Here is a 23,558-nt window from a genome sequence, read left to right as displayed (position 1 = left end):
CGTGGATCTCAATCTGATCCTCGTCGTCCTGGTCATTGCGATCGCCCTGGGCTTCGACTACACCAACGGCTTCCACGACGCAGCCAACGCGATCGCCACATCGGTGTCCACACGTGCGCTCACCCCCAGGGTGGCCCTCCTCATGGCCGCGATTATGAATGTCATCGGCGCCCTTTTGGGAACCGAGGTCGCCAAAACCATCGGCGAAGGCATCATCGACATCACCCACTATTCGCTTTCACCGGACCCGATCTTGCAGACCCAGGGGCTCATCATTGTGTTAGCAGCCCTGGTCGGTGCGGTCGTATGGAACCTCATCACTTGGTGGTTTGGCCTACCTTCGTCCTCGTCCCACGCCTTGATCGGTGGGCTTGTGGGCGCCGGACTTGCTTCGGCTACTACGGTCATGTGGGGTGGCATCCTCCAGCACGTCGTCATCCCGATGTTTGCCTCTCCTCTGGTCGGCTTCTTCCTGGGTTACGTCCTAATGAAGCTGGTGCTGGCAGCTATGCAGAACCTGCCCTACCACCGCACAATGCGCCGTTTCCGTGTTCTGCAGACCATTTCGGCTGCGGCTATGGCGCTGGGTCACGGCTTGCAGGACGCGCAAAAGACCATGGGCGTCATTGTCATGGCACTGCTGGCTGGCGGCTACGGAGAACACCACAACATCCTCGACCCTGTCACCGGCGATATGACAATCCCCCTGTGGGTCAAGCTCGCGGCAGCCGGAGCAATCTCGCTGGGCACCTACGCCGGAGGTTGGCGCATTATGCGCACCCTGGGCCGCAAGATGATCGACCTGGATCCGGCCCGCGGCTTCGTCGCCGAAACTGTCGCAGCATCGGTGCTCTACCTGTCGGCTTTTGTCCTGCACGCTCCGATCTCAACCACTCACACGATTACCTCGGCGATCCTGGGTGTGGGCGCTACCAAGCGCTTGTCGGCGGTGCGTTGGGGTGTGGCCGGCAATATCGTGGGCGGTTGGTTCCTCACCCTTCCTGCCGCCGCTTTCGTGGCTGCCGTCATGTACTGGATCATCAGCTTGGCGTTGGGAATCTAAGTGTTGAGACGTAGTCCACACGCCCTCGTGCGCGGCGCATGTATCGCCCTGTTGGTCACGGTGGTGCTGGGGGCCGCAGCCTGTTCGGATTCGTCGGCACGTAGCCTCAAAGTCGGCGACTGCCTCCAGATGCCGACCGCCAACTCCGTCACGGTTGAAAAACGCTCCTGTTCGGAGCTTCACCAGGCCGAAGTCAGCCTCGTACACGAGGTCGAGGGTGATACTTTCCCCGGAGAGGGAACCCTGGATAGGCAAGCAGAAACCGTCTGCATTGATAGTTTCGAGGACTATGTTGGCTCGCCCTATATTTCCTCGGCGCTAGAGGTCACATGGACTCGGCCAACCGTGGAATCCTGGGAGCAGGGGGATCGAACTATCGCCTGTTTGGTCCACGTGATGAATGGGGGCGACTTGGACCGTAGCGCGAAGAATTCACAGCAGTGAATTTTGGTCATCCCCGTTGAAGCGTCTTAATAGTGTTGGGCCGGAACCCGCTGTCTGTAGCGGTGTTCCGGCCCAACTCGTCCCGCCCCCGGGACGACTATGGAAAGAGATCTCTCCCTTCGGTCCGGTCAGCCGAAGCGACCGGAAATGTAGTCTTCGGTTGCTTTAACCGAAGGAGTTGTAAAGATCTTCTCCGTGTTGTCGAACTCGACGAGCTTGCCGGGCTTGCCGGTGGCCTCAAGGTTGAAGAAGCCGGTCTGTTGGGAGACGCGAGCGGCCTGCTGCATATTGTGGGTGACGATGACGATGGTGTATTCGTCCTTGAGTTCGTTCATCAGGTCTTCGATGGCCAAGGTCGAGATAGGGTCCAGAGCCGAGCAGGGTTCGTCCATGAGGAGCACCTCAGGACGCACCGCAATAGCGCGGGCAATGCACAGGCGTTGTTGCTGGCCACCGGACAGTGACGAGCCTGGTTTGTCGAGGCGGTCCTTGACCTCATTCCACAGGTTGGATCCTCGCAGCGATTCTTCGACGAGTTCTTCAGACTCTGCCTTGGACATTTTCCGAGAGTTGAGCTTGACGCCAGCGAGAACATTTTCGCGGATCGACATTGTTGGGAAGGGGTTGGGACGCTGGAACACCATGCCGACGCGGCGGCGCACCTGGACGGGGTCAACGTCTTTGGCGTAAATGTCCTGGCCTTCCAAGAGAACTTCGCCTTCAACGCGAGCCCCCGGGATGGCTTCGTGCATGCGGTTGAGGGTGCGTAAGAAAGTGGATTTGCCGCAGCCAGACGGCCCAATGAGGGCGGTGATGGAATTGGCGGGAATTTCAACGCACACGTCGTCAACGGCCAGGAAGTCGCCGTAGTAGATCTTCTCGTGGCGAATATCGAGCAGGGTGGTCATTTTATGTCCTTGATGGATGAGGGCGGGAAGGGTCAGCGGCCCTTAGGGGAAAAGATTTTGGCAATAATGCGGGCAATAATGTTGAGGATCATCACCAGGAGGATGAGGACGAGGGCGGCTGCCCATGCGCGTTCCTCGTTAATCGTGGTCATGCAGTCCGCCACGCCTGAACGGCAGGTTGCCGCGCCCTGCGAGTATTGCTGGTACACGAAGATGGGCAGGGTGGTCATGCGTCCATTGAAGACGTCGGCGTTCATCCTTTCGATGAAACCAACGGTGATAAGCAGGGGCGCGGTTTCTCCAATGACGCGGGCGATAGCCAGCATGACCGAGGTGGTTAGGCCGGCCGCTGAGGTACGTAGAACAACTTTGACGATGACTTTCCACTTGGGCACACCCAACGCGTAGGCGGCCTCGCGTAATTCGTTCGGTACCAGGCGCAGCATTTCCTCGCTGGAGCGCACCACTGTTGGGATCATCAAAACTGACAGAGCGACCGCACCCATAATGCCGGCTCGATAGCCGGTTCCAACCGTCAAAGTGAACAGTGCGGCAGCGAAGAGGCCCGCCACAATCGACGGGATACCCGTCATAACGTCGACGAAGAAGGTTGTGGCTTTAGCAAGCTTGCCGCCATTGCCATATTCGACCAGGTAGATGGCGGTGAACATGCCAATCGGCGCGGAAATGAGCGTAGCCATCAGAGTAATGAGAAGGGTGCCAACGATAGCGTGCAGAATGCCACCCTTGGTCATGCCTCCAAAGACCCCGACCATGTCTGTGGTGAGGAACTGGGCGTTGAGCCGCAGGATGCCCCGAGACAGCACAGTCCAGATGAGTGAGACCAGCGGGATCATTGCGAAGAGGAAGGCTACGGAAACGGCAACCCATGCGATCTTGTCTTTAATGGCGCGTAGCCGATCCCAACCTGGATCCTCCGAGACAAATAGTTTCTTCGGATCATGCTTGGTTGGCGCGCTGTCAGTGGCTGTGGTGATCGCGGACATCAGTTAGCTCCAGAGAATTCGGCGCGTCGGGACACGATCCATCGGGCAATGGAATTGACCACCAGGGTGATGGCGAAGAGGGCGAGGCCGGTGGCGATCAGTGCAGAACGGTTGATTCCTGTGGCTTCGGGGAATTGCAGGGCGATATTGGCTGCGATAGTGGAGTGTTTGCCAGCTTCGAGAATGTGGAAGGAGAAGGACGATCCGACTGAGAGGACCATAACCACGGCCATTGTTTCGCCCAGTGCGCGCCCTAGCCCCAGCATGGAGGCCGACACGATTCCTGAACGTCCGAAAGGAAGTACTGCCATGCGGACCATTTCCCAGCGGGTTGCGCCAAGTGCGAGGGCGGCTTCCTCGTGTAGGCCCGGGGTTTGGAGGAAAACTTCGCGGGTGACGGAGGTGATGATCGGCAGAACCATGACCGCCAGGATCAGGGATACCGAGGCGATGACGCGGCCGGTGGGTGAGGCTTCTCCAGCGAAGAGGGGGAACCATCCCATATGTTCTCCCAGCCACGTCCACACGGGTTTCAGCAAGGGGATCAACCAGATTGCTCCCCACAGGCCGTAGACGACTGAGGGGATCGCAGCGAGAAGATCAACCATATAGCCGAGCAGTTGGGCGAGTTTACGCGGCGCATAGTGGCTGATGAACAGCGCGATTCCAACAGAAACGGGGACCGCAATCACCATGGCGATGATGGCTGCGAGCACGGTGCCAAAAATCTGGGGCAGGGTGAAAGCCCAGATCGACACGGGGGTGGATGATCCTTGAACCTTAAATTGCACGGACGGATCTGAGATCGCAGGCCACGCTTCGATAATGAGGAAGGCTGCGACTGCGGCGAGAGTTGCGAGAATGAGGGTCGCAGCCGCAGTGGACACGGTCTTAAAGACGATATTGCCCGTCTTGCCAGTGCCGGAGCTGTTCATGTGTTTTCCCTTGGGGGCGCAGGGTTGAGGGGATTGACCTGGGCGGCACGGCCGGTTCTACGACCAGCCGCGCGCCCTGATAGGTCACTTGATGGCGTCGAGAGCGGCCTGGATCTTGGAACGCATGTCAGCGGACAGCGGGGCAGCTCCAGCATTGTCGGAGGCCATCTGCTGGCCCTCTTCGGAGATCTGGTAGCCGACGAAAGACTTAACCAGGGCAGCCTCGTTGGCATCCTCGTAAGTCGAGCAGACGATCGAGTAGGAGATGAGGATCAGCGGGTAGGAATCGTTCGTCTCGGGAACTCGGTTGACAGCCAGAGCAATGTCGTTGGCTTCCCGGCCTTCAACAGCGGTGGCGGTGTCGGCTGCGGCAGCAGCGGTCTCGTTTGAGAAGGAGACGAAGGTGCCATCGGCGGCAGCCAGGGCTGCGGTACCAAGCTCGCCTGCCTGGGATGCGTCTGCGTAACCGATGGTGCCGTTGCCTGCGGTCACGGCCTGAACAACGCCGGAGGTCTTAGCAGCAGACTCGCCGCCTTCGATGGGCCATGCCTTGGCCGGCTCATTGGTCCACACCTCGGGAGCAGCTGCTGTCAGGTAGTCAGTGAAGTTTTCGGTGGTACCCGACTCGTCGGAGCGGTGCACGGGGGTGATTGCCAGGTCCGGCAGTTCCACGCCCTCGTTGGTGGCGGCATCAAGGTTGAGGCTGTCGATGCCTTCGAGGTTGAAGATCACGGCCACCGGCGAGATGTAGACGGGCAGGTCCCAGGCGGGGCCGCCACAGCGAGCTTCGGCTGCTGTCATTTCTTCATCTTCGAGGGGAGCATCGGATCCAGCCCAGGAAACCTGGCCGTCATTGAACTGGGTGATGCCAGCACCGGAACCAACGCCGTCGTAGGAGACGGCGACGTCGGGCTGGAGGGCCGCGTAGCCGGCCTTCCAGGCTTCCATGGCGGCTTCCTGGGAGGAGGCTCCTGCGCCTGCCAGTGAGCCGGTCAGAGCCTCGGCGGTGGTGTCAGACTCAGTGGTGGTGGAGCCGGAGGCGGCAGTGGATTCGGAGGTGTCGGAGCCGCCGCAGGCAGCCAGGCCGAGCATGAGGGCGCCTGCGCCTACCAAAGCACCGAAGCGGATGAAGGGGGAGCGGGAGTTGATGGACATTAGATCTTCCGTTCTGCCGCCATCTCCAGGCGGCTCATTGTCGCGAGTCGGATTAACCGATCAATCGACAAACTAGGAGCCGGAAATGTCCACGGCACCGAACTCGAGTGAACGAAAGGTGAACATTGAAGGTACGTTGAAGAAAATCAGGCTATCTGAGCCGCGTAAGGTGACGCTCGACACCTATCACCTGCGCATCCTCGTCCTCGTGAGAGATGTGGACGACGAGCATTTCGGCGGTGCTTAGCCACGGACTGGCACTTGGGAAAGCCGAATGTAAGTTTGCTGGGGTTACGGCCAGGATGGGTGCAAAAAGCGTCGGTAAAGTCGGCCGGTGGCCAACGATGATCGAGGGCGCGTGAGGGGCGTGCACCATATCGGTGAGGAAATCTGTGGCCTCCTGCGGGTTGAGTTCCACAGCGTCCTCGGTAATTTCGGGCACCGACCACACGGGCACTCCCCCAACGCCCGCCCACGGTGCGACGGTTTGACGGCAGCGCGCCCACGGTGATGCATAGGCGTTCTGGACGCCGTATGCGCTCAACGATTCGACGAGGGCGAGGGCCTGTCGAACACCGGTACGGGTCAGTGGTCGGGACTGCTCATCTAGCGGCCAGGACGAACGCGACGTGGCTTTTGCGTGTCGAGCAATGATGAGGGTCGATGTGACGAGGCGGCCCTGGCTGGCCCGTGAGGTGAGCTCTCCAAGAAGGCGGCGGTCACCGCGCCTCGTGAGCATGTCCTCAGCCTTGTCGGGGCTCACCCAACGAGATTCGTCAATTTCCGAGGCCGGAGCCAGGTGTACCGGCACGCGGGTACGCTCGGCTGCCGCCCCAGCTTCGGAGGGGTCTGTGGGCATGAGGGTACCCACCCAGTAACGCACTTCCTTGATCTGTCCAGAACCCAAGCGGTAACGCTGGGTGGTCAGTGGCGCACCAAGGACGACGGGCAGTCCGGTTTCTTCTTCGACTTCGCGTACGGCGGCGCTAATGATCGGCTCGTGAGCTTCCGTTTTACCTTTAGGCCACGACCAATCCTTATACCGAGGCCGGTGGACAATGAGGACTTCAATGTCACGCGGGTCGATCTTGTCGCCGGGTTCTGCGCACCGTTCAGGATCCGTGAATCGCCAAACTAAAGATCCTGCCGAACGCACAAGGCGCGAAGGGATCGGTGATGGGCGATTCTTTGTGGACACTCCACAAGGTTACCGGGCTTGAGCTGGGTCCGCTGTCGTGTCAGGACACTCGGTTATCTTCCACCCAGTGCAGGTACTCGTCGGTGATGGTGCCGGTGACGTATTTTCCATCGCACCAAGACATGTCCAATTCGGTCAGATCCGAACCTTCGACGATGGCGTCATAGAGGTCGTCAACCTTCTGATAAATCAGCTTGTCGGCGCCAATCACCTCGCATATTTCGTCCACAGTGCGATTCGTGGCTACCAATTCATCCAGCGTGGGGATGTTGATGCCGTAGACGTGCGGGTAGCGAACTTCGGGTGCTGCTGAGGCCAGGTAGACCTTGGCCGCTCCTGCATTACGGGCCATTTCAATGATCTCTTTCGAGGTCGTGCCACGTACCACCGAGTCGTCGACCAGCAGGACGCGCTTGCCAGCAAACTCAACGGGCATGGGGTTGAGCTTTTGGCGCACGGTCTTCTTGCGGACCTTCTGCCCGGGCATGATGAAGGTGCGGCCCACGTAGCGGTTCTTGAGGAAGCCTTCGCGGTATTCAATGCCCAGGACTCGGGCGAGCTCCATAGCGGAGGGACGTGACGAATCCGGAATCGGCATAATGACGTCGATTTCGTCAACAGGAATCTGTTCGGCCACGGTGGCTGCCAACTTTTCCCCCATGCGCAGGCGTGAACCGTAGACGGACACCCCATTCATCACCGAGTCGGGGCGAGCCAGGTACACGTACTCGAAGGCGCACGGGACCAGGCGGGTGGGACCATCCCAGGTGTGAGAACTCATCTCGCCCTCGGTGGAGATCCATACGGCCTCGCCAGGAGCAATATCGCGCACCAGCTCATAGCCGCCGGCGGTCAGGACCAGGGATTCGGAGCAGACCACCCATTCGTCGGCTCCGTCCTCGTCAAGGCGGTGGCCCAGAACCAGGGGACGGATGCCGAAAGGATCCCTAAAAGCAAGAAGGCCGCGGCTGGCGATCAGAGCGATTGTGGCGTAGGAGCCTTCGACGCGCTGGTGGACGCCATCCACGGCACTGAAGATGCCTTCGGGGGTGAGGTCCGACCCGTCATCTGGGATGTGGTGTTGGAGTTCGTTGGCCAGGACGTTGAGCAGCAGTTCCGCATCCGAGTCGGAGTTCAGGTGCCTGCGGTCAATGCGGTAGAGCTCGTCGGTGAGTTCTCGCGAGTTCGTGATGTTGCCGTTGTTGACCAGGACAATCCCGTAGGGGGCGTTGACGTAGTAGGGCTGGACCTCATCTTCTTGGGAGGCGCCCGGCGTATTCGCGTTACGTACATGCCCCAGGCCGACGTTGCCCAGCAGGGTTCTCATGTCGCGGGTCCGGTAGGCCTCGCGCACCAGGCCTTTGGCTTTCACGCGGTGGACGGTGTTGCCCTCGATGGTGGCGATACCGGTGGAGTCTTGACCGCGATGCTGAAGCAGCAGCAGCGAATCGTAGATTTGTTGGTTGACCAGCGAATTCGAAACGTGACCGACAATGCCGCACACAGGCCTGTTCCCTTCGAGAGAGGTTGAGGAAAGCTCAGCCGTGCGACGAGTCCGCACGACGCCGTCCTCCCGTCATGCTACTGGTCGATGTCTGCTGTCTTGGCGGCGATCCACATTTTGTTTCGCTTACTGGCATGTGACTTTGTAGACGCTTGCCACCGCCTCAGGGCGATCACCCCCGTTGATCTCGGGGCCAAATCAGTGTCTCCACCGATATACAGCCGGACAATCCCCTGCCAAACTTAAAGACACAATCCCCTTTCAGATAAGGACCAAACCATGACGGATCACAACTCAGACAATGAACGTATTACCCTGTCGGGCTCCGAAGTCGTCGACACCATTAAAAAGCTCTACAAGGACACGACGGTACGACGCGTTATTTTGCGCAACGAAGACGGCCGCGAGCTCTTCTCCATTCCCATGGATGCCGGAGTCGTCGTCGGGGGCATCGCCCTGGCGGCCGCGCCCGTCATCGTCGCTGTCGGAGCCGTGGCTGCCGTGGCCACAAACATGACCATCGAAATCATTCGCACCGACACCCCGCAGCCGTCTGACCCCGAAGCCGGTCAGTAACGCCATTCCACTAACGGCCCACCACCCTGGCGGAGGCCCCCGCCATCAGTTCGCTTTGGATGTCAGCCAGGGGTTGGCCGTCCTTGTCGAATTGGTTGCGCTTCCACTTGCCGGACTTACGCAACGCCCACGAGGCCGTGTCTGGTGAAACTCCGCGGCGCACCAGGTTTGCCAGATAGTGAATCTGGTCGGGGTCCACGATGCGCACCAACGCCTCGACGCGACGATCCAAGTTGCGGTGCATGAGGTCGGCAGAACCGATCCACACTTCCTCTTCACCTGCATGCCCAAACGCGTAGATCCGCGAGTGCTCCAAGAATCGCCCAAGGATGGACCGGACCCGGATGTTTTCTGACAGGCCGGGCACGCCGGCGCGGATCGCACAGATGCCACGCACCTGCACATCGACTTGCACACCAGCCTGGGATGCACGATAAAGAGCGTCGATCACTCGTTCATCCACGGCCGAGTTCACTTTGATACCAATCCACGCATCCTGGCCAGCCTTCTTACGAGCAACCTGGCCATTAATACGCTCAATCAATCCATCGCGGATCGACAGGGGCGCCACCAGCAGGCGGTGGAAGGTGGAACGCGGCGCATAGCCGGACAACTGGTTGAACAGGCGCGTCAGGTCCTGGGCCACGTCTCGGTCGCATGTCAGCAAGCCCAGGTCCTCGTAGCCGCGGGCCGTCTTGGGGTGATAGTTGCCGGTGCCGACATGGCAGTAGCGGCGCAGACCGTCAGATTCTTGGCGCACCACCAGGGACAGCTTGCAGTGAGTTTTCAACCCCACCATGCCGTAAACAACGTGGACACCGGCGCGCTCCAACTTACGGGCCCACCCGATATTGGCTTCCTCGTCGAAACGCGCCTTGATTTCGACAATCGCCACAACCTGTTTGCCCGACTGGGCAGCCTCAATAAGGGCCGACACGATCGGCGAATCACCGGAGGTCCGGTACAGCGTCTGCTTCATTGCTAGAACGTGAGGATCGCGCGCCGCTTGGCTAATGAAGGACTGCACAGAGGTCGCGAAAGAATCGTAGGGGTGATGCAGTAGCACGTCGTGGGCTCGGATTTGGGCGAAGATATCGCCCGACCTTGACGATTCAAACTCAGCAAGGCCCGCCGCCGTCACAGGAACGTAGGGCGGGTACTTGAGGGCACTAATCTCCAGGTCATGCAGCTCATTGCACAGCGTGAGATCCAGGGGTGTGGGCAGGCGGATGACGTCGGCCTCGGTAATTTCGAGCTTGTCAACCAGGAAGTCCAAAACGAAGTCAGAGATCGAGTCCTCAACTTCGAGCCGAACCACGGGGCCGAACTTGCGGCGCAGTAGTTCTTCCTCCATGGCGGTCAGCAGGTTTTCGGCGTCGTCTTCTTCCACTTCCACGTCCTCGTTGCGAGTAACACGGAATCCGTGGGCTTCAACAATCTCAACACCGGGGAAGAGGTGGTCTAGGTGCGCGCGCACGACATCTTCAAGGGTGACGAAGGTGGCGCCGTCCTCGGTCTGGACGTAGTCCTCGGCGCGTCCGCCATGAACCGCCGAGTCGACGTTAATGAGGCGCGGCAGTGAGGGCGGGACCTTGACGCGCGCAAAGTGCAGCTTGGCGGTGATCGGGTTTCGCACCACGACGGCCAAGTTGAGGGAGAGGCCCGAAATATAGGGGAAGGGGTGGGACGGGTCTACGGCCAGCGGCGTGAGAACCGGGAAGATTTGGCGGCGGAAGTATCGGGTCAGTTCCAACTGTTGGTCTGCGGCGAGGTCTTCCCAGCGGCGCAGGTGGATTCCGGCTTCTTCCAAGGCGGGCATGAGGTCGCGTTGGAAGTCTTGAGCCTGGCGGGTCGACAATTCGCGGTTGCGCGCCTGGATGCCTTCAAGGACTTGGCGCGGTTCAAGGCCGGACGCGGACTTTTTCGCGATCCCGGCGGCGATTCGGCGCTTGAGTCCAGCAACTCGCACCATGAAGAATTCGTCGAGGTTGGATGAGTAGATTGCTGAGAACCAGACTCGCTCCAGCAGGGCAAGGTTGGGGTCTTCGGATTGTTCGAGGACCCTCTGGTTGAAGGCCATCCACGAGATTTCCCTGTCCGCAAAGCGTCCCTTGGGCAGGGGGTCGTCCTCGCTCATAGGTTGGGTCATGTCGATGGCGGTAGACAGCGCTGGGATAAAAGGAGTGCGCGGGTCAGCGTCATCGTCGTATTCGGAATCCTCATGTTCAACCCCGGCTAGGCGCTCCTGCTCGTCGGCGCGCAGGAACATTTCGTCGGCGCGGGCACTCTGGACGGTGGCCGCAGCGGGATCTACGTTGGGGGCATAGGAATCTTCGGGGATTTCGGCGTCGGGTCCAGGCCAGTTTTCATCGGGGGCGGAGAAAGTCTGCTCGTCGGACATTGGGGTCCCTTTCTTGGGTTATCAGGGTCCCGGGGGCGGGGGCGAGGACTTACGAGGACGAGGCGAGGGCCACATCCTGGCCTATGTTCCCATCTTTTCCGCCGAGAGCAAAGGTTATGCGCATTTTTGGCCCATTTTTCGGGCAAAAATGACCATAAGGTCTGCTCTCGGCGAAGAATGGGGGTTATTCGAGGGCGCCGACCTGGGCTTCGCGCGAGGCCGCGTCCAACTCCTCGGCGGTACGCAACAACGCTTTGGCCCTGGTTGTCACCGGATACGCCAACGGGTCACTGGGATCAACAATCCACGAAGCCCCGTGAGTCTCCCCCGCCGCGACAATGCGCAGTACCTTCGCGGCGGCTGCGAGTACCCAGTCGAGGTCGTCGTCTGTGAGGTCTCCGCGCAACATGGATGAGACCTCATCCATCACAGATTCAAGGTTTCGAGCCCGCACAGGTTGTTCCAAACCGGGGACAATCTGGGCACCTAAGCCCTCCTCATAGCGGGTTTCAACAGCGAGACGATCACGCTGATACCACTCTTCAAGCAGGTAGAGACGCCACAAGGCTCCCGGGAGGGTGAACTCAGGGCTACGCGACCACACGTGCGCAATGACATCAACGCCCTCAGATCGTACAACACGGCGAAGCCTCTCAACGGCATCAGTTCCGAGTTCTTCGTCGCCGACACCCAGCAGCGCCCACGCCGCAGTGTGGGCAACAGCGGATCCCGCAGCGGGATCTTCGTCACCAACAATCGCCTCAGCCCGCGCAGGATCAAGCATGGCGGGGCGCCGAGGGATGCGCGGTTCGTCCATTTGGGCTTCTTTCTTCTACAATGATCGAGGACTTGCCCGCCGAGCGGTGCAGTTCTGGGCCTATAGCTCAATGGTAGAGCAGCGGACTTTTAATCCGTGGGTTGGGGGTTCGAGTCCCCCTGGGCCTACCGTCGCCCTCGTCGAAGCCCTCGACGGGGGCTGTTTGACGTTTGGATCGTCTAAGGAGCCGCCATGACTATCGTGCCTTCTCAGCTATCGATTCGCGACCGGGCCTTGGGCGCTTTGACCGGCCTTGCGGTTGGTGACGCCCTCGGAATGCCCACGCAAGCCATGTCTCCAGAGTGGATTCGCACACACTATGGCGCCATCACCGGCCTGACCTCTGCGTCACCCGACCAGCCTTACGCTCCAAACATGCCCGCGGGCTCCGTCACCGACGATACCGAACAAGCCCTGCTCGTAGCCGATCTTCTGGTGGCAGGCGGCGGGCGCATTGATCCCAATCAATTCGCTCAGACGCTGCTGGCCTGGGAAGACGATATGATTCGTCGCGGCAGCCTCGACCTGCTCGGCCCTTCCACAAAGGCCGCGCTTGAAGCGGTTCGCGCGGGCGCCGACCCCACCACCACTGGCACCACGGGAGCCACCAACGGCGCGGCCATGCGAGTTACCCCCATTGGCATTGCCTCCCCCACCACTACGACTGATCTGTTCTTCACCCGCGTCTGGGATTCCTGCCAAGTCACCCATGCAACCCGTCAGGGCTTCCAATCCGCCGCGCTGGTTGCGGCCGCGGTGTCCTTAGGAGTGGATGGATGCTCCGTTGCCCAGGCTCTGTCTGGCGCAGTCGAGTTGGTATCAAAACGAGGCGACGAGGGCGCGTGGAATGAGCATGCTGATGTTCTTGCACGGACCCGCACAGCCCTGGAGTTAGCGCAGGCTCCTTCAGATTCGCAGCCTTTCATTGAGATGATCCGTGCACATATTGGCACGTCGGTAGAGGCAACTGAGTCCATTCCTGCGGCTTTCGCTTTGGCTCGCAAATACGCCGATGACCCCATGCAGGCGGTGTTGGCTGCGGCAAATCTTGGCGGAGATACCGACACCATTGGAGCCATTACGGGCGCGATTTTGGGCGCTTGCTTGGGCCCGGCTGCTTTCGCCGACGTCGATGTGGCATTGATCGAATCGACCAGCGGAATCGATTTGCGCTCCACGGCTGAAGCTCTGGTCAACCTGCGGCTGGAATCCGCACCGCGGAAGGGCAGGGTGGTTCAACTCGGCCAGGTAATCGTTGACCTGGCCCTGCGCACGGATGCCATCCCCGAACCCGGAGGCGACGTTTTTGCCGATGACGCCGGCATGCACGCGGGCGGCGGCTTCAACGCCCTGTATGCGGCCCGGCAGATGGACATTGCGGCCATCAGCCTGTCTGGAATTGGCGAGGGCGGGTTCGCGTCCATCGTTGATCGCGCTCTGGCCGACATTGGCGTGGAGGCGCTGGGCCCGCGAGTCCCGGGCATGGACACCGGCTATTGCGTGGCGTTAACGGATGCATCGAGCGAACGCACTTTCATTTCCACCAGGGGTGCCGAATGTTTTGTCCCCGCCGACGCGTGGGCAGATTTTGCTCGCAACGGCCTACACCCAGGTGATGTCATCCATGTTGACGGCTACGCCCTGGCTCACGTCGACAATGCTCACGCCCTGCGCGCTTTTGTCGACGCCGCACCGCACGACCTGCGCGTCCTCGTAGATGTGTCCCCCATGGTTGGAGAAGTGAACCTTGAGGACCTGCTGGCTTTGAAAGCCTTGCATCCGCTGTGGTCAATGAATGAACGAGAATCCCAGATTCTGGCCGATAGGCTCTGCGACGAAGCCTGCCTCAACACCGAATCCGTGCCAGTCGGCCCCGCGCAGGCCGCGCACTGGCTTTCCCGCGCTCTTACTTCGCCGGTCCTCGTCCGCTGCGGAGCCGACGGAGCCTGGTATTGCGACGCGGCATCGGGCGAACCCACGCACATCCCGACGCCATTGATCACGCCGGTGGACACCAACGGCGCAGGCGATGCTCATTCGGGTGTACTAGCTGCGTGCATGGTTGAGGACATGCCCATCGAGCGGGCGCTACTCCTGGCAAATTGTGCGGGAGCATTGGCCGCCACCCGGGTGGGTCCGGCGACCTGTCCCTCCAGGGATGAGGTGGCCGCCGCGGCAGCACGCTTGAACAGCGGCACTGAAGAAAAGAGGATGAGTTGAGCAAGGGCACGACCGACGACAACGAGGGCGGCTCCGGCCTCATCGGCGGTGCAGTGACCGTCTCCCTGCTGGTCACTTTGGCTCTGCAAAACGCGGTTCCTCCGCTGGCCACAGACATGTATGCGCCGTCCTTCCCGCAGATCACTTCGGACCTGGCGACCACCTCAACGATGGTGGGACTGACTCTGACCGCATTCTTCCTGGGGTTTGGAGCGGGTCAGATCGTCGGCGGGGCACTCTCTGACCAGATTGGGCGACGTAAACCCATGATTACGGGTGGTCTGGTTGCCTTGGTGGGCTCGCTCATCTGCATCATTTCACCGAACATTTGGGTGCTATTGGTTGGGCGTTTCCTTCAAGGTTTCGGCGGCGGTGCCGCCGCTGCCGTGGGGCGAGCCATCCTCGTTGATGTTGCCCACGGACATCTGCTGGCACGCACCATGTCGCTCCTTCAAGCAATCGGCGGCCTAGCCCCCATGATTGCGCCCGTGGTGGGTGGGTTGATCGTCACCTATGCTCCGTGGCGCGTCGTATTCGTGGTTCTCGCCCTCTTCACTTTGCTGATGGCTGCAACGGCTTGGAGGTGGGCGCCAGAGTCTCTACCCGCTAACAAACGGCGCAGTGGTGGCATTTCCAGATTCTTTACGGGAGTGGGTCAGGTCCTGCGCATCCGCATGTTCGTCGGACTCATGCTGACGTCGGTGTTCTCAAGCTTCTGCATGTTCGGCTATATCTCAAACTCAACCTATGTGCTCCAAGAACAGCTGGGCTTGTCCCCCATTGCCTTCTCCTGGGTGTTTGCGGGCAACGCCCTGCTGTCGTCTGCGCTGGCGTTAGTCAACGTCAGACTCATTGGTTTCTTCCAACCCAAGCATTTGATTTTCTTCGGACTGTGCCTCGCCGGAGCAGGCGTCGTCATCCTGGCGCTGTCAAACTTCGCGTGGGGTCTGCCGCTCATTCCCACATGCATTGGTTTTGCTGTCCTCATGAGTGCCAACGCTTTCATCTTCGGCAACGCCTCAGCCCTGGCACTGGGCCACGCCCGCGAACATGCGGGCACAGCCTCGGCTGTTCAAGGCCTCATGCAGTCCATTGCCAACGGGGTGGCCTCCCCTTTGGCGACCTCCGGTGGAGGCGACAGCGCCACCCCCATGATCCTGGTGATGATCACCGGTTCCCTAATGTCTTGGCTGGTTTTTTGGACGATTGCTCGGGGAGGCAACGCTCCCTCTATCCGGCATCTTGACTCACCCCAACCATGAGGCTCAGATTTCACATCTGGCGCACAGCTTGATCTAAGGCTCCAAATAGCCTGCGCCTACAGGATCCTTCCTGTTCGTACATCACTTCGAATAGGAGAAGAATCAATGGATCAAACCCCTCCCGGAAACGGCAGCGGAACCACCGGTGGCCAAACTGGACAAGTTTTTCAGGGCCCAGGTGGTCACGGCGTTGACAACCTCGATATTGCGTGGCTGGTTTTCGCTGCGCTCGTGGTGGCCGCTCTCATTGCCGTGGGAGTGTGGGCTGTGCGCCGCTACGCGCCGACACCTCGAAACCCTTTGACCATCCTCGACATGCGTCTGGCCGAAGGCCACATTGATCCTGACACCCACGCACGCCTGCGCGCCCAGATTATTCACGGCCAGACTGGCTCACATGCTGCGCCAGCAGCCACGCCAGCGCCCGTGACCCCAGCAACAACGCAAGACGCGGCTCAGCCAACTCAATCCGAGGCTCCAACAACGCAATTGCCCCAAGACCCATCCCAGGATCTATGCTCATCGACTTTCTGGCCGCGAAGCAATCCACACGGCAATTGAGATCAGCACCAGACCAATAACCTCACCCGCTGCCGGCGACTGACGCAACATCACCGCACCTACGATGGCTGACGTCGCCGGCAGCATCGCTGTAAATAAAGCAAATGTTGCGGCGCTCAGACGAGACATTGCCATCGCCTCCAGCGTGTAGGGCAAGACCGTGGACAGCAGTCCCACAGCGCCCACAATGAGCAGCAGGTGTGGATCGAAGAGGACGGGGATGCCTGCCCTGCCCGTAATCGGGGCAAAAACCAACGACCCGAAAGCACAGCCCAGCACCAAGTTGGTAATGCCAGACCTTTGAGACGCAATTTTTTGGCCCAGGACAATGTATCCGGCCCACATGGCTGCGGCCGCCAAAATCCACGCCACTCCAATGAGGGTGTTGCGGTCGGACAGGTCGAGCCCAAAGCCCCCAATGGAGGCCACCCCTGCAAAAGCCAGGACCGCCGCAATCCTTGGCGCCCAGCCTCGCCCTCGCACCACGGCGACCGCCACGGGTCCAAGGAACTCTAAGGATACTGCTGCACCCATGGGGATGCGAGCGATTGCCTCGTAGAAAGTCGTATTGAGAAGTGTGAGAATCACGCCGAAAACAAGGGACCGAAATAGGTCCTTTCGAGTCAGCCCATCGCGCCAGGGTCTGCGCCACGCCAACAAAATGATCGCACCCGTTGTCACCCGCCACCAGGCGACCGATGCCGGAGGAATCTGCGCGAAAGCACCCACCGCGATCGCGGCCCCTACATATTGGACGAGGGCGGAACCGACGATGAAAAGCTGGGCGGGGACGCGTTGAACGAGGGCGGTCGATGACACCCGTTTAGGATGCCACGGCCACAATGACCGTGCGCAAACGGGTCAGAAGGCGGTCCTCACTCAGCCGGAACAAAAACCAGGGCCGCAGAGTTCATGCAGTAGCGCAAACCTGTGGGTTGATTCGGGGCATCGGGAAACACATGTCCCAGGTGGGATCCGCAATTCGTGCACCGCACTTCGGTGCGCACCATGCCGTGGGATCGATCTTCCAAGTCGGTGGTCGCATTGTCTTTCGACTGGTAGAAGCTGGGCCATCCGCAGCCTGATTCGAATTTCGTGTCGCCGTCAAACAGTTCGGCGTCACACGCTGCGCAATGGTAAGAACCCTGGCGGAATTCGTTGAGGAGTTCGCCGGTGAAAGGACGTTCTGTGCCAGCTTCGCGCAGCACGTGGTACTGCATGGGACTGAGGATGCGCCGCCATTCTTCGTCAGTGCGGGTGGCTGCTGCGTCAAGGCTAGGAAAGTCCGTCATGCTTCCATTGTCGGCGGCTGAGGCTGAGCGCGCCACACGAGGACGAGGGCGGGAGGGCTTTAAGCCTATGCGCCGCGATCGTGGCGAAACGGGCAACCTAGTTCAGCTTGTCGCGTTGATCCTCGTCGTGGTTTTCTGCCTGATCGCCACCCATGGCTTCACGCTTGCGCCGCTGCGCTACAGCTTCACGCTCAGCCAATGCTTCTTCACCGGGACCCGCATAGATCTCTGAGCGTTCCTCGGCGTCAGGAGAACCAGAGAAAAGCCTTTCTCCACGCCCAGAACTTGTCTGGGTCAGTTCACCGTCACTGCTGCGGGCAGCCAGAGCCTGCTGCAAAGCGGTAGCGCTCATGACCTTCGTTTCCGTGCCCGGCTCGAGGGCCACTCCCTCAGCGAGGTCTCGTTGGCGGTCGGCCATGGCTCTGCGGCGAGCTCGCTTGTATTTGCGTCGGGCTGCGAACAGGCGCGCAGCATGAGTTGCCTCTTGCGGATCATCATCGGCTGCGGCGCTGGCCGCAGCGGCAGCCACCACAGCTGAACCGCGGGTGACCGTGTCGGTCGGGCCAACCTCGTCCTCGGCAATAGTGGACAGTTCCGCCGCCAACGCCGCCATCTTTTCCCTGGATTTGTCTGCCTCAACCGAGATGGTCTGCATTGGTTGGATGCGAGTCGAGGGCCTGGCCCACGGTTCTTCATTAACAATCCATGACACGAGCTCTTCGCGGATGTGGCAACGCAAGTCCCACAGATTTCCAGAGTTTTCTGCAGAGACCAGGACGCGCACGGTGATGGTGGAGGCATCCACGTCAGTGAGTTGGACCGCCCAGGTGCGTCCATCCCACAGGTCAGTGGCCGACAGAATCTGTTCGACCTTGGCGCGTACCAGCGTCATAGGTGCCGCCCAATCGAGCTGGATGAGGACGGTTCCGAGCTGCGCTGAAGCCCTGCGCGTCCAGTTTTCAAAAGTGGTGGATGTGAAGTACGTCGACGGAATGATGAGGCGACGTTCATCCCACAGGCGCACCACGATGTAGCTCAGGGTGATCTCTTCGATGGCTCCGGATTCATTCTTGTCATTGGCTACCACCACGTCGCCCACGCGGATTGCATCAGTAAATGCCAGTTGGATTCCAGCGAACACATTGCTCAAAGTTTGTTGAGCTGCCAGACCTGCGATCACCGAGATCAGACCCGCAGAAGCCAGCAATGTGGTCATTGCCTGGCGCGCGGCCTCGAAAGTGCCCAAAATTACGCAAATACCAATGATAGCGACCACCACTTGGGTGAGGCGTCGCACCACCTGGGCTTGGGTTTCGAAGCGCCTGGCACGCCCTTGGTCGATGTTTTGGCGGACTTTAGCGGCGTCCTCGAACACCCACGCGGCCGCGTAGCCGATCCACGTGATCCCAAAGATTGCCAGGATCAAAATGCCGTGAGACACCGTGCCCACCAGCGCCCCGTTCGACCAGTTAGCCAAGTCAGTGTCCAAGAGCGTGACCTGCAGGCCAATCCACGCACCCCAGAACATTGCCGTCCAATACAGGGGCGTCCGAACGCGCTTAACCAGGGCTGAACCGGCGGGGCTGCGCCGCAGGACACGTTTGAAGAAGCCGGAGAGAATCGCGGCTGCCAAGAATCCCGCAACGATTCCAGTGACGACGCCCACCAGTAGGGAGGCGATGTCGAGGGCGTTGCGAACGGTTTCTTCAGCGACCCCGGACTGGGGTTGATCTCCGGTTTCTAGCGGCATGAATGCTGTGGCGAAGCTGAGCATGAGACCAGCCTATCGGGCTTAGATGTCTGGGGTCTGTGTATCCCCTGTGAGGGGAGTGTCTCGCTTCACATCTGTGCGTTTTGCGTTCAGGACCATCTTCTGCTTATGCTTCTACCCGTCCTCGGACGCGAGTCCGGAGGCCGATAGGCCCCCATCGTCTAGTGGCCTAGGACACCGCCCTTTCACGGCGGCGACACGGGTTCGAATCCCGTTGGGGGTACTCTTCAGCGGTGTCGGCTTTTGTCGAAACGTGAAGAATAATTCAATAGGTCTTACACCTGTTGTGAGGCCCCGTAGCGCAGTTGGTTAGCGCGCCGCCCTGTCACGGCGGAGGTCGCGGGTTCAAGTCCCGTCGGGGTCGCCGACTAGACCAGTTGGTCCGGTCACTGGCTCTGTAGCTCAGTTGGTAGAGCGTTCGACTGAAAATCGAAAGGTCACCGGATCGACGCCGGTCGGAGCCACCAGCATTAAACCCCGAGGTTCACTACGAACTCGGGGTTCTTGCGTACCTGTAACCACCAAAAGATGTTCCTCGCTGTCACGGGTACGACAATTCGATGCGTCTACCCAGAAGAGGAATTGTGGGGGTCACGCAATCGTGAAAGCCGCAAACCTTAGTAGAGATCAGCACACTCGCCGCTTCGCGGTCGGATTTTTCCGATTCGACTGGAACAATAAGACCCATGTCGACCACCGATCTGCCAGGGAAGAAGCCGTGGTGGCGCTCAACCAAGAAACACTTTGCGCCAGGCCCCGGACGCCGCGTCGTCCTGCACGTGTGCGACCTGTCCTACTGGGACGAGGCCGAAGATCAGCCACTGCTGGCCAATGTGACTGTCGGCTTTCGAAGCCACACCGTGACGGCACTCGTGGACGAGGACGGCGCCGCATCTGACTCCCTGCTCCTCCTCCTGGCAGGTTTAGCTGATCCGACGCAAGGACACGTCATAGCAGCTCGGCCTCGTAGTTGGCGGATGCGCACCGGCGGCAGAATCGCACCCATCGCCCATATCTACGAGGGCGGGGCGCTGGATACATCCCTAACTGTGCGGCAATGCCTGGTCAAACCTTTGGCGTCCACCGGGGTTGTAGCTGAATGGAACGACCTTGAAGAAGCCATCGATCTGACGGGTTTGCGCGCCCACAAGGACACCGCGATTGGGGCCCTCGACGATTTTTCACGCATCAAGGTTCAGATCGCAGCCGGGCTAGCTTGCGGGGCGCAAACTTTCCTCGTGGAGTACCCGTCGGATGTACCGGCTGACTCAACTGAGCTTTTTTCTATCCTGTCGGCTGTGGCGGCAAAGGGCGCTGCTGTTGTCGTTGCCACCATGAGCACAGAGGTCGCTTCGCTGTGTGATCGCACGGTCGTCCTCGTCAATGGCACAGTAGCCGCTGACCTTTCGCCTGCCGATTCGCAGTCTTTGGCCCGCGTCATGGCCGCCTCTCTGCCTGCCGCGATTGAGGCAATCTCGACCGAAGAAACCCCACCCGACGCAGAACCCGGCACCCAAGAAGACATAGCCGAGGATGCCCATGCGCCAAGGGAGCCGGATTCCGTCGAAGCAATATCAGATCCTGATCCTCTTCGCGCCGAACTCATTGGCCGTCCAATAGCCCAAGCAGTTGATCCTGAGGTCGACGAGGTCATCGGCCAGGCCCGCAAGATCCTCTCCGATCTGCCCGGTCCCGTGGTGCCTGAAGACTAGACACCAAAACTTCGTCTGCTTCCTGGACCTGCACGTTGCATGCTGGTCGTGAGAAACTAGGTGCTACACACGGATCAGACGCAGGCGTCTGAGGAAGAGAGCGCAAGAGATGACGACACCTGATCAGCCTCCTGTTCCGGGCACCCCGGTTCCTGACCCTGTTTCGCTGGCAACGGATTCAGCTCGGCCGGCAACCATTGGTGAACTCTTCGCCGCCCTCTCAGCGCAAGTTTCCACGCTCATTAGCGGAGAGATCGAGCTGACGAAGGTTAAAGCCACTGCGCTGATCAAGAAGGCTGGAACTGCCGGCGCGCTATTGGCCATAGCTGCCGTATTCGCGCTTTACTTGCTCGGCTGGATTTTCCGTTCCATCGAGCTGGCTATCGCAATTGTTCTTCCCGCGTGGGCGGCCTCACTCATCACCGCTGGAATCCTTCTACTGATCGTTGTCATTTTTGCTGCGATCGGGGCTTCGATGCTCAAGAAGAGCAGCGAACATAAGCCCGATCCCAAAGCCGGTTTAACCAAAGACGTGGATGCGATCAAGAAGGGACTGGGCAAGTGAAAGACTTCGATTCAACACCGCAGCCTCGCAGCGAGGAACAGATCCAAGCTGAATTGGCTGCGACCCGTGCCGAAATGAGCGCAACGGTTGACGCGTTGGTTGAGCGTTTCCAACCCGACTATCTCATGGGTCAGGCCAAGGTTACGGCTCAAGAGAAGGTCGCCCAGACAAAAGCATTCGTCGCCCAAACGATTGATGAGGCGCGCGCAGGTGACCAAGAAGCGTTGAAGAAGGTCGGCATCGCGGTGGGCTGCGGAGTTGCTTTAGTCGCTCTCATTGGATTGCGTCTGGCTCGCAGGCGCCGCTAGGAACGGTATTTGGGACTCTGGCCCGGCGGCACAGGTGCTGTTGCGGTCTGCTTTGCCGGCGTTCGGTTGTGGTGGATTCGTGAACTTGGTCCTCTTTTGAGGTTCAATTAATTCGCTTTTGAACATGAGCCGGGGCACACAGGGGCTTCTGTGTAAGAGAGATGACCGTTCCTATGGCTATGATGGTCCCACGACACATTTTGATCACCCAGGGCACCGCCCAGAGCGGACCCGAACTATGCGGAGGGGGTCGACCCCATGGGGCGCGGCCGTCAAAAGGCTAAGCAGACGAAAGTCGCACGTAAGCTGAAGTATTTCAGCCCTGATACCGACCTCGATGCTCTTCAGCGCGAGCTTGCAACGTCGGACCCGTATGCCGCTTACGCGGCTGACGATGACGAGCAGGACGACGAGGATACGGACGATCTGTACGCAAAGTACGCCGACTATGCTGAAGATGAGGACGACGATCCCGTCCTCGACGAGGATTTCTGGACCGGCTCGTCTAAGTGACGCAGCCCCGCCTCTAAGACTCGCCTTTCACGCTTCACGCCGAAAGCAGACTTTGTGGTCAAAAAACCTCCTAGAAGGGCTGATTTTGACCACAAAGTCTGCTCTCGACGGACAAAGGGGCGGCAGTCAAGCCAGGCGGTAGTTTCCATGCAGGCGAACAGCACCAGCGTTGACTCCCTTGGTTCCCGAGATCACTCGCGACCCATCTGAAGCAACTGCGCCGCTGGGCGTTCCCGCAACGGACTGGTCCATAGACACTGAGCCAAGAATCCACGCATCGGTTCCGGCTGCGCGAATAGCGTCAACAACAGCGTCTGCACAATCAGCGCCAACAACGCCCACCATGCCAACACCCAGGTTGAGGGAGTCTTCCATACCCTGCCAGGTGACGTCGCCACCTCGGCGGACCCAGTCGAACACCGGCGGCACTGCCCAAGATGAGCGGTCCACGTCAGCAACAGCTCCGACAGGCAGGACTCGAGATAGGTTTGCGCCTAAGCCGCCGCCAGTGACGTGAGACAGGGCGTGGATGCCGGTTGTTTCACCAGCCTCAGCCCTGCCAGTAATATCAGCCTGCCCGGCGCCCTCCGCGCCCGCTCCGACACCGAATCGGTCGATGAGATCCAAACAAAGCTTCGTGTACAGGCGGGTCGGCTCTAACAATTCCTCACCGAGGGTGCGCCCAAACTCGTCAATGTGGGCTTCCAGTGACTGTCCTACGCGCGACACCACGGAACGCACGAGCGAGTAACCGTTGGAATGTAGGCCCGAAGACGCCATGCCAATGAGGACGTCGCCGCCGCGAACCCGCTCGGGGCCCAGCACCTTTGAAGCATCCACGACTCCGGTTGCAGCTCCGGCAATGTCGTAATCGTCAGGATCCATTACTCCGGGATGTTCGGCTGTTTCTCCACCGATCAGAGGGGTTCCAGTTGCTTCGCAGGCCCGCGCAATACCCGTCACAATCGCAGCGATACGCTCGGGGATGACGCGCCCGCACGCAATGTAGTCGGTCATCAGGACGGGGCGAGCACCGATGACGACAATGTCGTCAACAACCATTCCCACCAGGTCTTGGCCAATAGTATCGTGAATATCCATGGCCTGGGCGATAGCAATTTTTGTGCCCACACCGTCAGTAGAGGTCGCGAGCAGGGGCTTTTCCATACCCAGCAGAGCCGACGCGTCGACCATTCCTGCAAAGCCACCGGTGGCGCCCAGGACAGTGGAATCGTGGGTTCGCGAAACCGCTGTCTTCATCAGTTCGACGGCTCGGTCACCGGCAGCGGTGTCGACGCCGGAGGACGCGTAGTCGAGGGGGGTGGTCTGACTCATCGGGGCTCCTG

Annotated in this window: 22 protein-coding genes and 4 tRNA genes; 14 read left to right on the top strand and 12 right to left on the bottom strand. The window is 60.0% G+C overall.

Annotation, left to right across the window (positions count from 1 at the left end):
• Position 1: 1 nt before the first annotated feature.
• Together G439_RS0101155 and G439_RS0101150 are read left to right on the top strand one after the other, a co-directional pair.
• The gene (locus G439_RS0101155; RefSeq protein WP_022867356.1) at positions 2-1,063 is read left to right on the top strand and encodes an inorganic phosphate transporter; all 1,062 of its coding nucleotides are present in this window, start codon (positions 2-4) and stop codon (positions 1,061-1,063) included.
• Positions 1,064-1,507, top strand: coding sequence for a septum formation family protein (locus G439_RS0101150; protein ID WP_083940719.1), 444 nt, complete (start codon positions 1,064-1,066; stop codon positions 1,505-1,507).
• A gap of 128 nt (positions 1,508-1,635) precedes the next feature.
• On the opposite strand, the gene pstB is transcribed toward G439_RS0101150, so the two are convergent.
• The 6 genes from pstB to purF form a co-directional block, all read right to left on the bottom strand.
• On the bottom strand, positions 1,636-2,415 hold the full coding sequence (gene pstB / locus G439_RS0101145) for a phosphate ABC transporter ATP-binding protein PstB (RefSeq protein ID WP_022867354.1): 780 nt from the start codon (positions 2,413-2,415) through the stop codon (positions 1,636-1,638).
• A gap of 32 nt (positions 2,416-2,447) precedes the next feature.
• Positions 2,448-3,422 (bottom strand): phosphate ABC transporter permease PstA, encoded by a 975-nt coding sequence (pstA, locus tag G439_RS0101140; RefSeq protein ID WP_022867353.1) that lies wholly within the window; start codon positions 3,420-3,422, stop codon positions 2,448-2,450.
• Positions 3,422-4,357, bottom strand: a complete 936-nt coding sequence (gene pstC, locus G439_RS0101135) for a phosphate ABC transporter permease subunit PstC (protein WP_022867352.1) — start codon at positions 4,355-4,357, stop codon at positions 3,422-3,424. Before pstC ends, pstA begins: the two co-directional genes overlap by 1 nt.
• Positions 4,358-4,441: 84 nt before the next feature.
• Positions 4,442-5,512, bottom strand: a complete 1,071-nt coding sequence (locus tag G439_RS0101130; RefSeq protein ID WP_022867351.1) for an extracellular solute-binding protein — start codon at positions 5,510-5,512, stop codon at positions 4,442-4,444.
• Positions 5,513-5,663: 151 nt separating this feature from the next.
• Positions 5,664-6,710 (bottom strand): NUDIX hydrolase, encoded by a 1,047-nt coding sequence (locus tag G439_RS0101125; protein WP_022867350.1) that lies wholly within the window; start codon positions 6,708-6,710, stop codon positions 5,664-5,666.
• A 40-nt stretch (positions 6,711-6,750) separates the two neighbouring features.
• Complete coding sequence (gene purF / locus G439_RS0101120) at positions 6,751-8,271, bottom strand: amidophosphoribosyltransferase (RefSeq protein WP_243442529.1); 1,521 nt, start codon at positions 8,269-8,271, stop codon at positions 6,751-6,753.
• Positions 8,272-8,493: 222 nt separating this feature from the next.
• Between purF and G439_RS10685 the strand changes: the two genes are divergently transcribed.
• A complete protein-coding gene (locus tag G439_RS10685; RefSeq protein ID WP_022867348.1) occupies positions 8,494-8,790 on the top strand; it encodes a DUF4342 domain-containing protein in 297 nt (98 codons plus the stop codon).
• Positions 8,791-8,800: 10 nt separating this feature from the next.
• Here G439_RS10685 and G439_RS0101110 read toward each other — a convergent pair whose 3' ends face one another.
• A complete protein-coding gene (locus G439_RS0101110) occupies positions 8,801-11,191 on the bottom strand; it encodes an RNA degradosome polyphosphate kinase (RefSeq protein ID WP_022867347.1) in 2,391 nt (796 codons plus the stop codon).
• 184 nt (positions 11,192-11,375) lie between these two features.
• Positions 11,376-12,008, bottom strand: a complete 633-nt coding sequence (locus G439_RS0101105) for a hypothetical protein (protein ID WP_022867346.1) — start codon at positions 12,006-12,008, stop codon at positions 11,376-11,378.
• Positions 12,009-12,064: 56 nt separating this feature from the next.
• On the opposite strand from G439_RS0101105, the gene G439_RS0101100 reads away from it, so the two are divergent.
• The 4 genes from G439_RS0101100 to G439_RS0101085 all read left to right on the top strand — a co-directional run bounded on the left by G439_RS0101100 (position 12,065) and on the right by G439_RS0101085 (position 16,051).
• Positions 12,065-12,136 (top strand) — tRNA-Lys (locus G439_RS0101100).
• Positions 12,137-12,200: 64 nt separating this feature from the next.
• Positions 12,201-14,228, top strand: a complete 2,028-nt coding sequence (locus tag G439_RS0101095; protein WP_022867345.1) for a PfkB family carbohydrate kinase — start codon at positions 12,201-12,203, stop codon at positions 14,226-14,228.
• A complete protein-coding gene (locus G439_RS10680; protein WP_022867344.1) occupies positions 14,225-15,490 on the top strand; it encodes a multidrug effflux MFS transporter in 1,266 nt (421 codons plus the stop codon). The genes G439_RS0101095 and G439_RS10680 overlap by 4 nt, the downstream gene beginning before the upstream one ends.
• 105 nt (positions 15,491-15,595) lie before the next feature.
• Positions 15,596-16,051, top strand: coding sequence for a hypothetical protein (locus G439_RS0101085; protein ID WP_022867343.1), 456 nt, complete (start codon positions 15,596-15,598; stop codon positions 16,049-16,051).
• Here the strand turns inward: G439_RS0101085 and G439_RS0101080 are convergent.
• From G439_RS0101080 to G439_RS10675, 3 genes are all read right to left on the bottom strand, one after another.
• Positions 16,010-16,870, bottom strand: a complete 861-nt coding sequence (locus G439_RS0101080) for an EamA family transporter (protein ID WP_022867342.1) — start codon at positions 16,868-16,870, stop codon at positions 16,010-16,012. The two genes, G439_RS0101085 and G439_RS0101080, sit on opposite strands and share 42 nt — an antisense overlap.
• A 56-nt stretch (positions 16,871-16,926) precedes the next feature.
• Positions 16,927-17,343 carry a peptide-methionine (R)-S-oxide reductase MsrB gene (msrB, locus tag G439_RS0101075; RefSeq protein WP_022867341.1) on the bottom strand — a complete coding sequence of 139 codons (417 nt, stop codon included), beginning with the start codon at positions 17,341-17,343 and terminating at the stop codon, positions 16,927-16,929.
• A gap of 97 nt (positions 17,344-17,440) precedes the next feature.
• Complete coding sequence (locus G439_RS10675) at positions 17,441-19,117, bottom strand: mechanosensitive ion channel family protein (RefSeq protein WP_022867340.1); 1,677 nt, start codon at positions 19,115-19,117, stop codon at positions 17,441-17,443.
• 147 nt (positions 19,118-19,264) lie between these two features.
• Between G439_RS10675 and G439_RS0101065 the strand changes: the two genes are divergently transcribed.
• From G439_RS0101065 to G439_RS0101035, 7 genes are all read left to right on the top strand, one after another.
• A tRNA-Glu gene (locus G439_RS0101065) sits at positions 19,265-19,337 on the top strand.
• Positions 19,338-19,404: 67 nt separating this feature from the next.
• A tRNA-Asp gene (locus tag G439_RS0101060) sits at positions 19,405-19,478 on the top strand.
• 27 nt (positions 19,479-19,505) lie between these two features.
• Positions 19,506-19,581, top strand: a tRNA-Phe gene (locus G439_RS0101055).
• A 219-nt stretch (positions 19,582-19,800) separates the two neighbouring features.
• Positions 19,801-20,826 carry a hypothetical protein gene (locus tag G439_RS0101050; protein ID WP_022867339.1) on the top strand — a complete coding sequence of 342 codons (1,026 nt, stop codon included), beginning with the start codon at positions 19,801-19,803 and terminating at the stop codon, positions 20,824-20,826.
• Between the two features lie 109 nt (positions 20,827-20,935).
• A complete protein-coding gene (locus G439_RS0101045; protein ID WP_022867338.1) occupies positions 20,936-21,391 on the top strand; it encodes a phage holin family protein in 456 nt (151 codons plus the stop codon).
• On the top strand, positions 21,388-21,699 hold the full coding sequence (locus G439_RS0101040; protein ID WP_022867337.1) for a DUF3618 domain-containing protein: 312 nt from the start codon (positions 21,388-21,390) through the stop codon (positions 21,697-21,699). Before G439_RS0101045 ends, G439_RS0101040 begins: the two co-directional genes overlap by 4 nt.
• Before the next feature lie 258 nt (positions 21,700-21,957).
• Positions 21,958-22,212 carry a DUF3073 domain-containing protein gene (locus G439_RS0101035; RefSeq protein ID WP_022867336.1) on the top strand — a complete coding sequence of 85 codons (255 nt, stop codon included), beginning with the start codon at positions 21,958-21,960 and terminating at the stop codon, positions 22,210-22,212.
• Between the two features lie 126 nt (positions 22,213-22,338).
• Here the strand turns inward: G439_RS0101035 and purM are convergent, their stop codons facing one another.
• On the bottom strand, positions 22,339-23,547 hold the full coding sequence (purM, locus tag G439_RS0101030) for a phosphoribosylformylglycinamidine cyclo-ligase (RefSeq protein WP_022867335.1): 1,209 nt from the start codon (positions 23,545-23,547) through the stop codon (positions 22,339-22,341).
• Positions 23,548-23,558 lie beyond the last annotated feature (11 nt).

The sequence above is a fragment of the Schaalia vaccimaxillae DSM 15804 genome, from assembly GCF_000420425.1.
Lineage (GTDB): Bacteria > Actinomycetota > Actinomycetes > Actinomycetales > Actinomycetaceae > Pauljensenia > Pauljensenia vaccimaxillae.
Note: the sequence above shows the minus strand (reverse complement) of the source record. Positions and strands in the feature narration are given on the sequence as shown.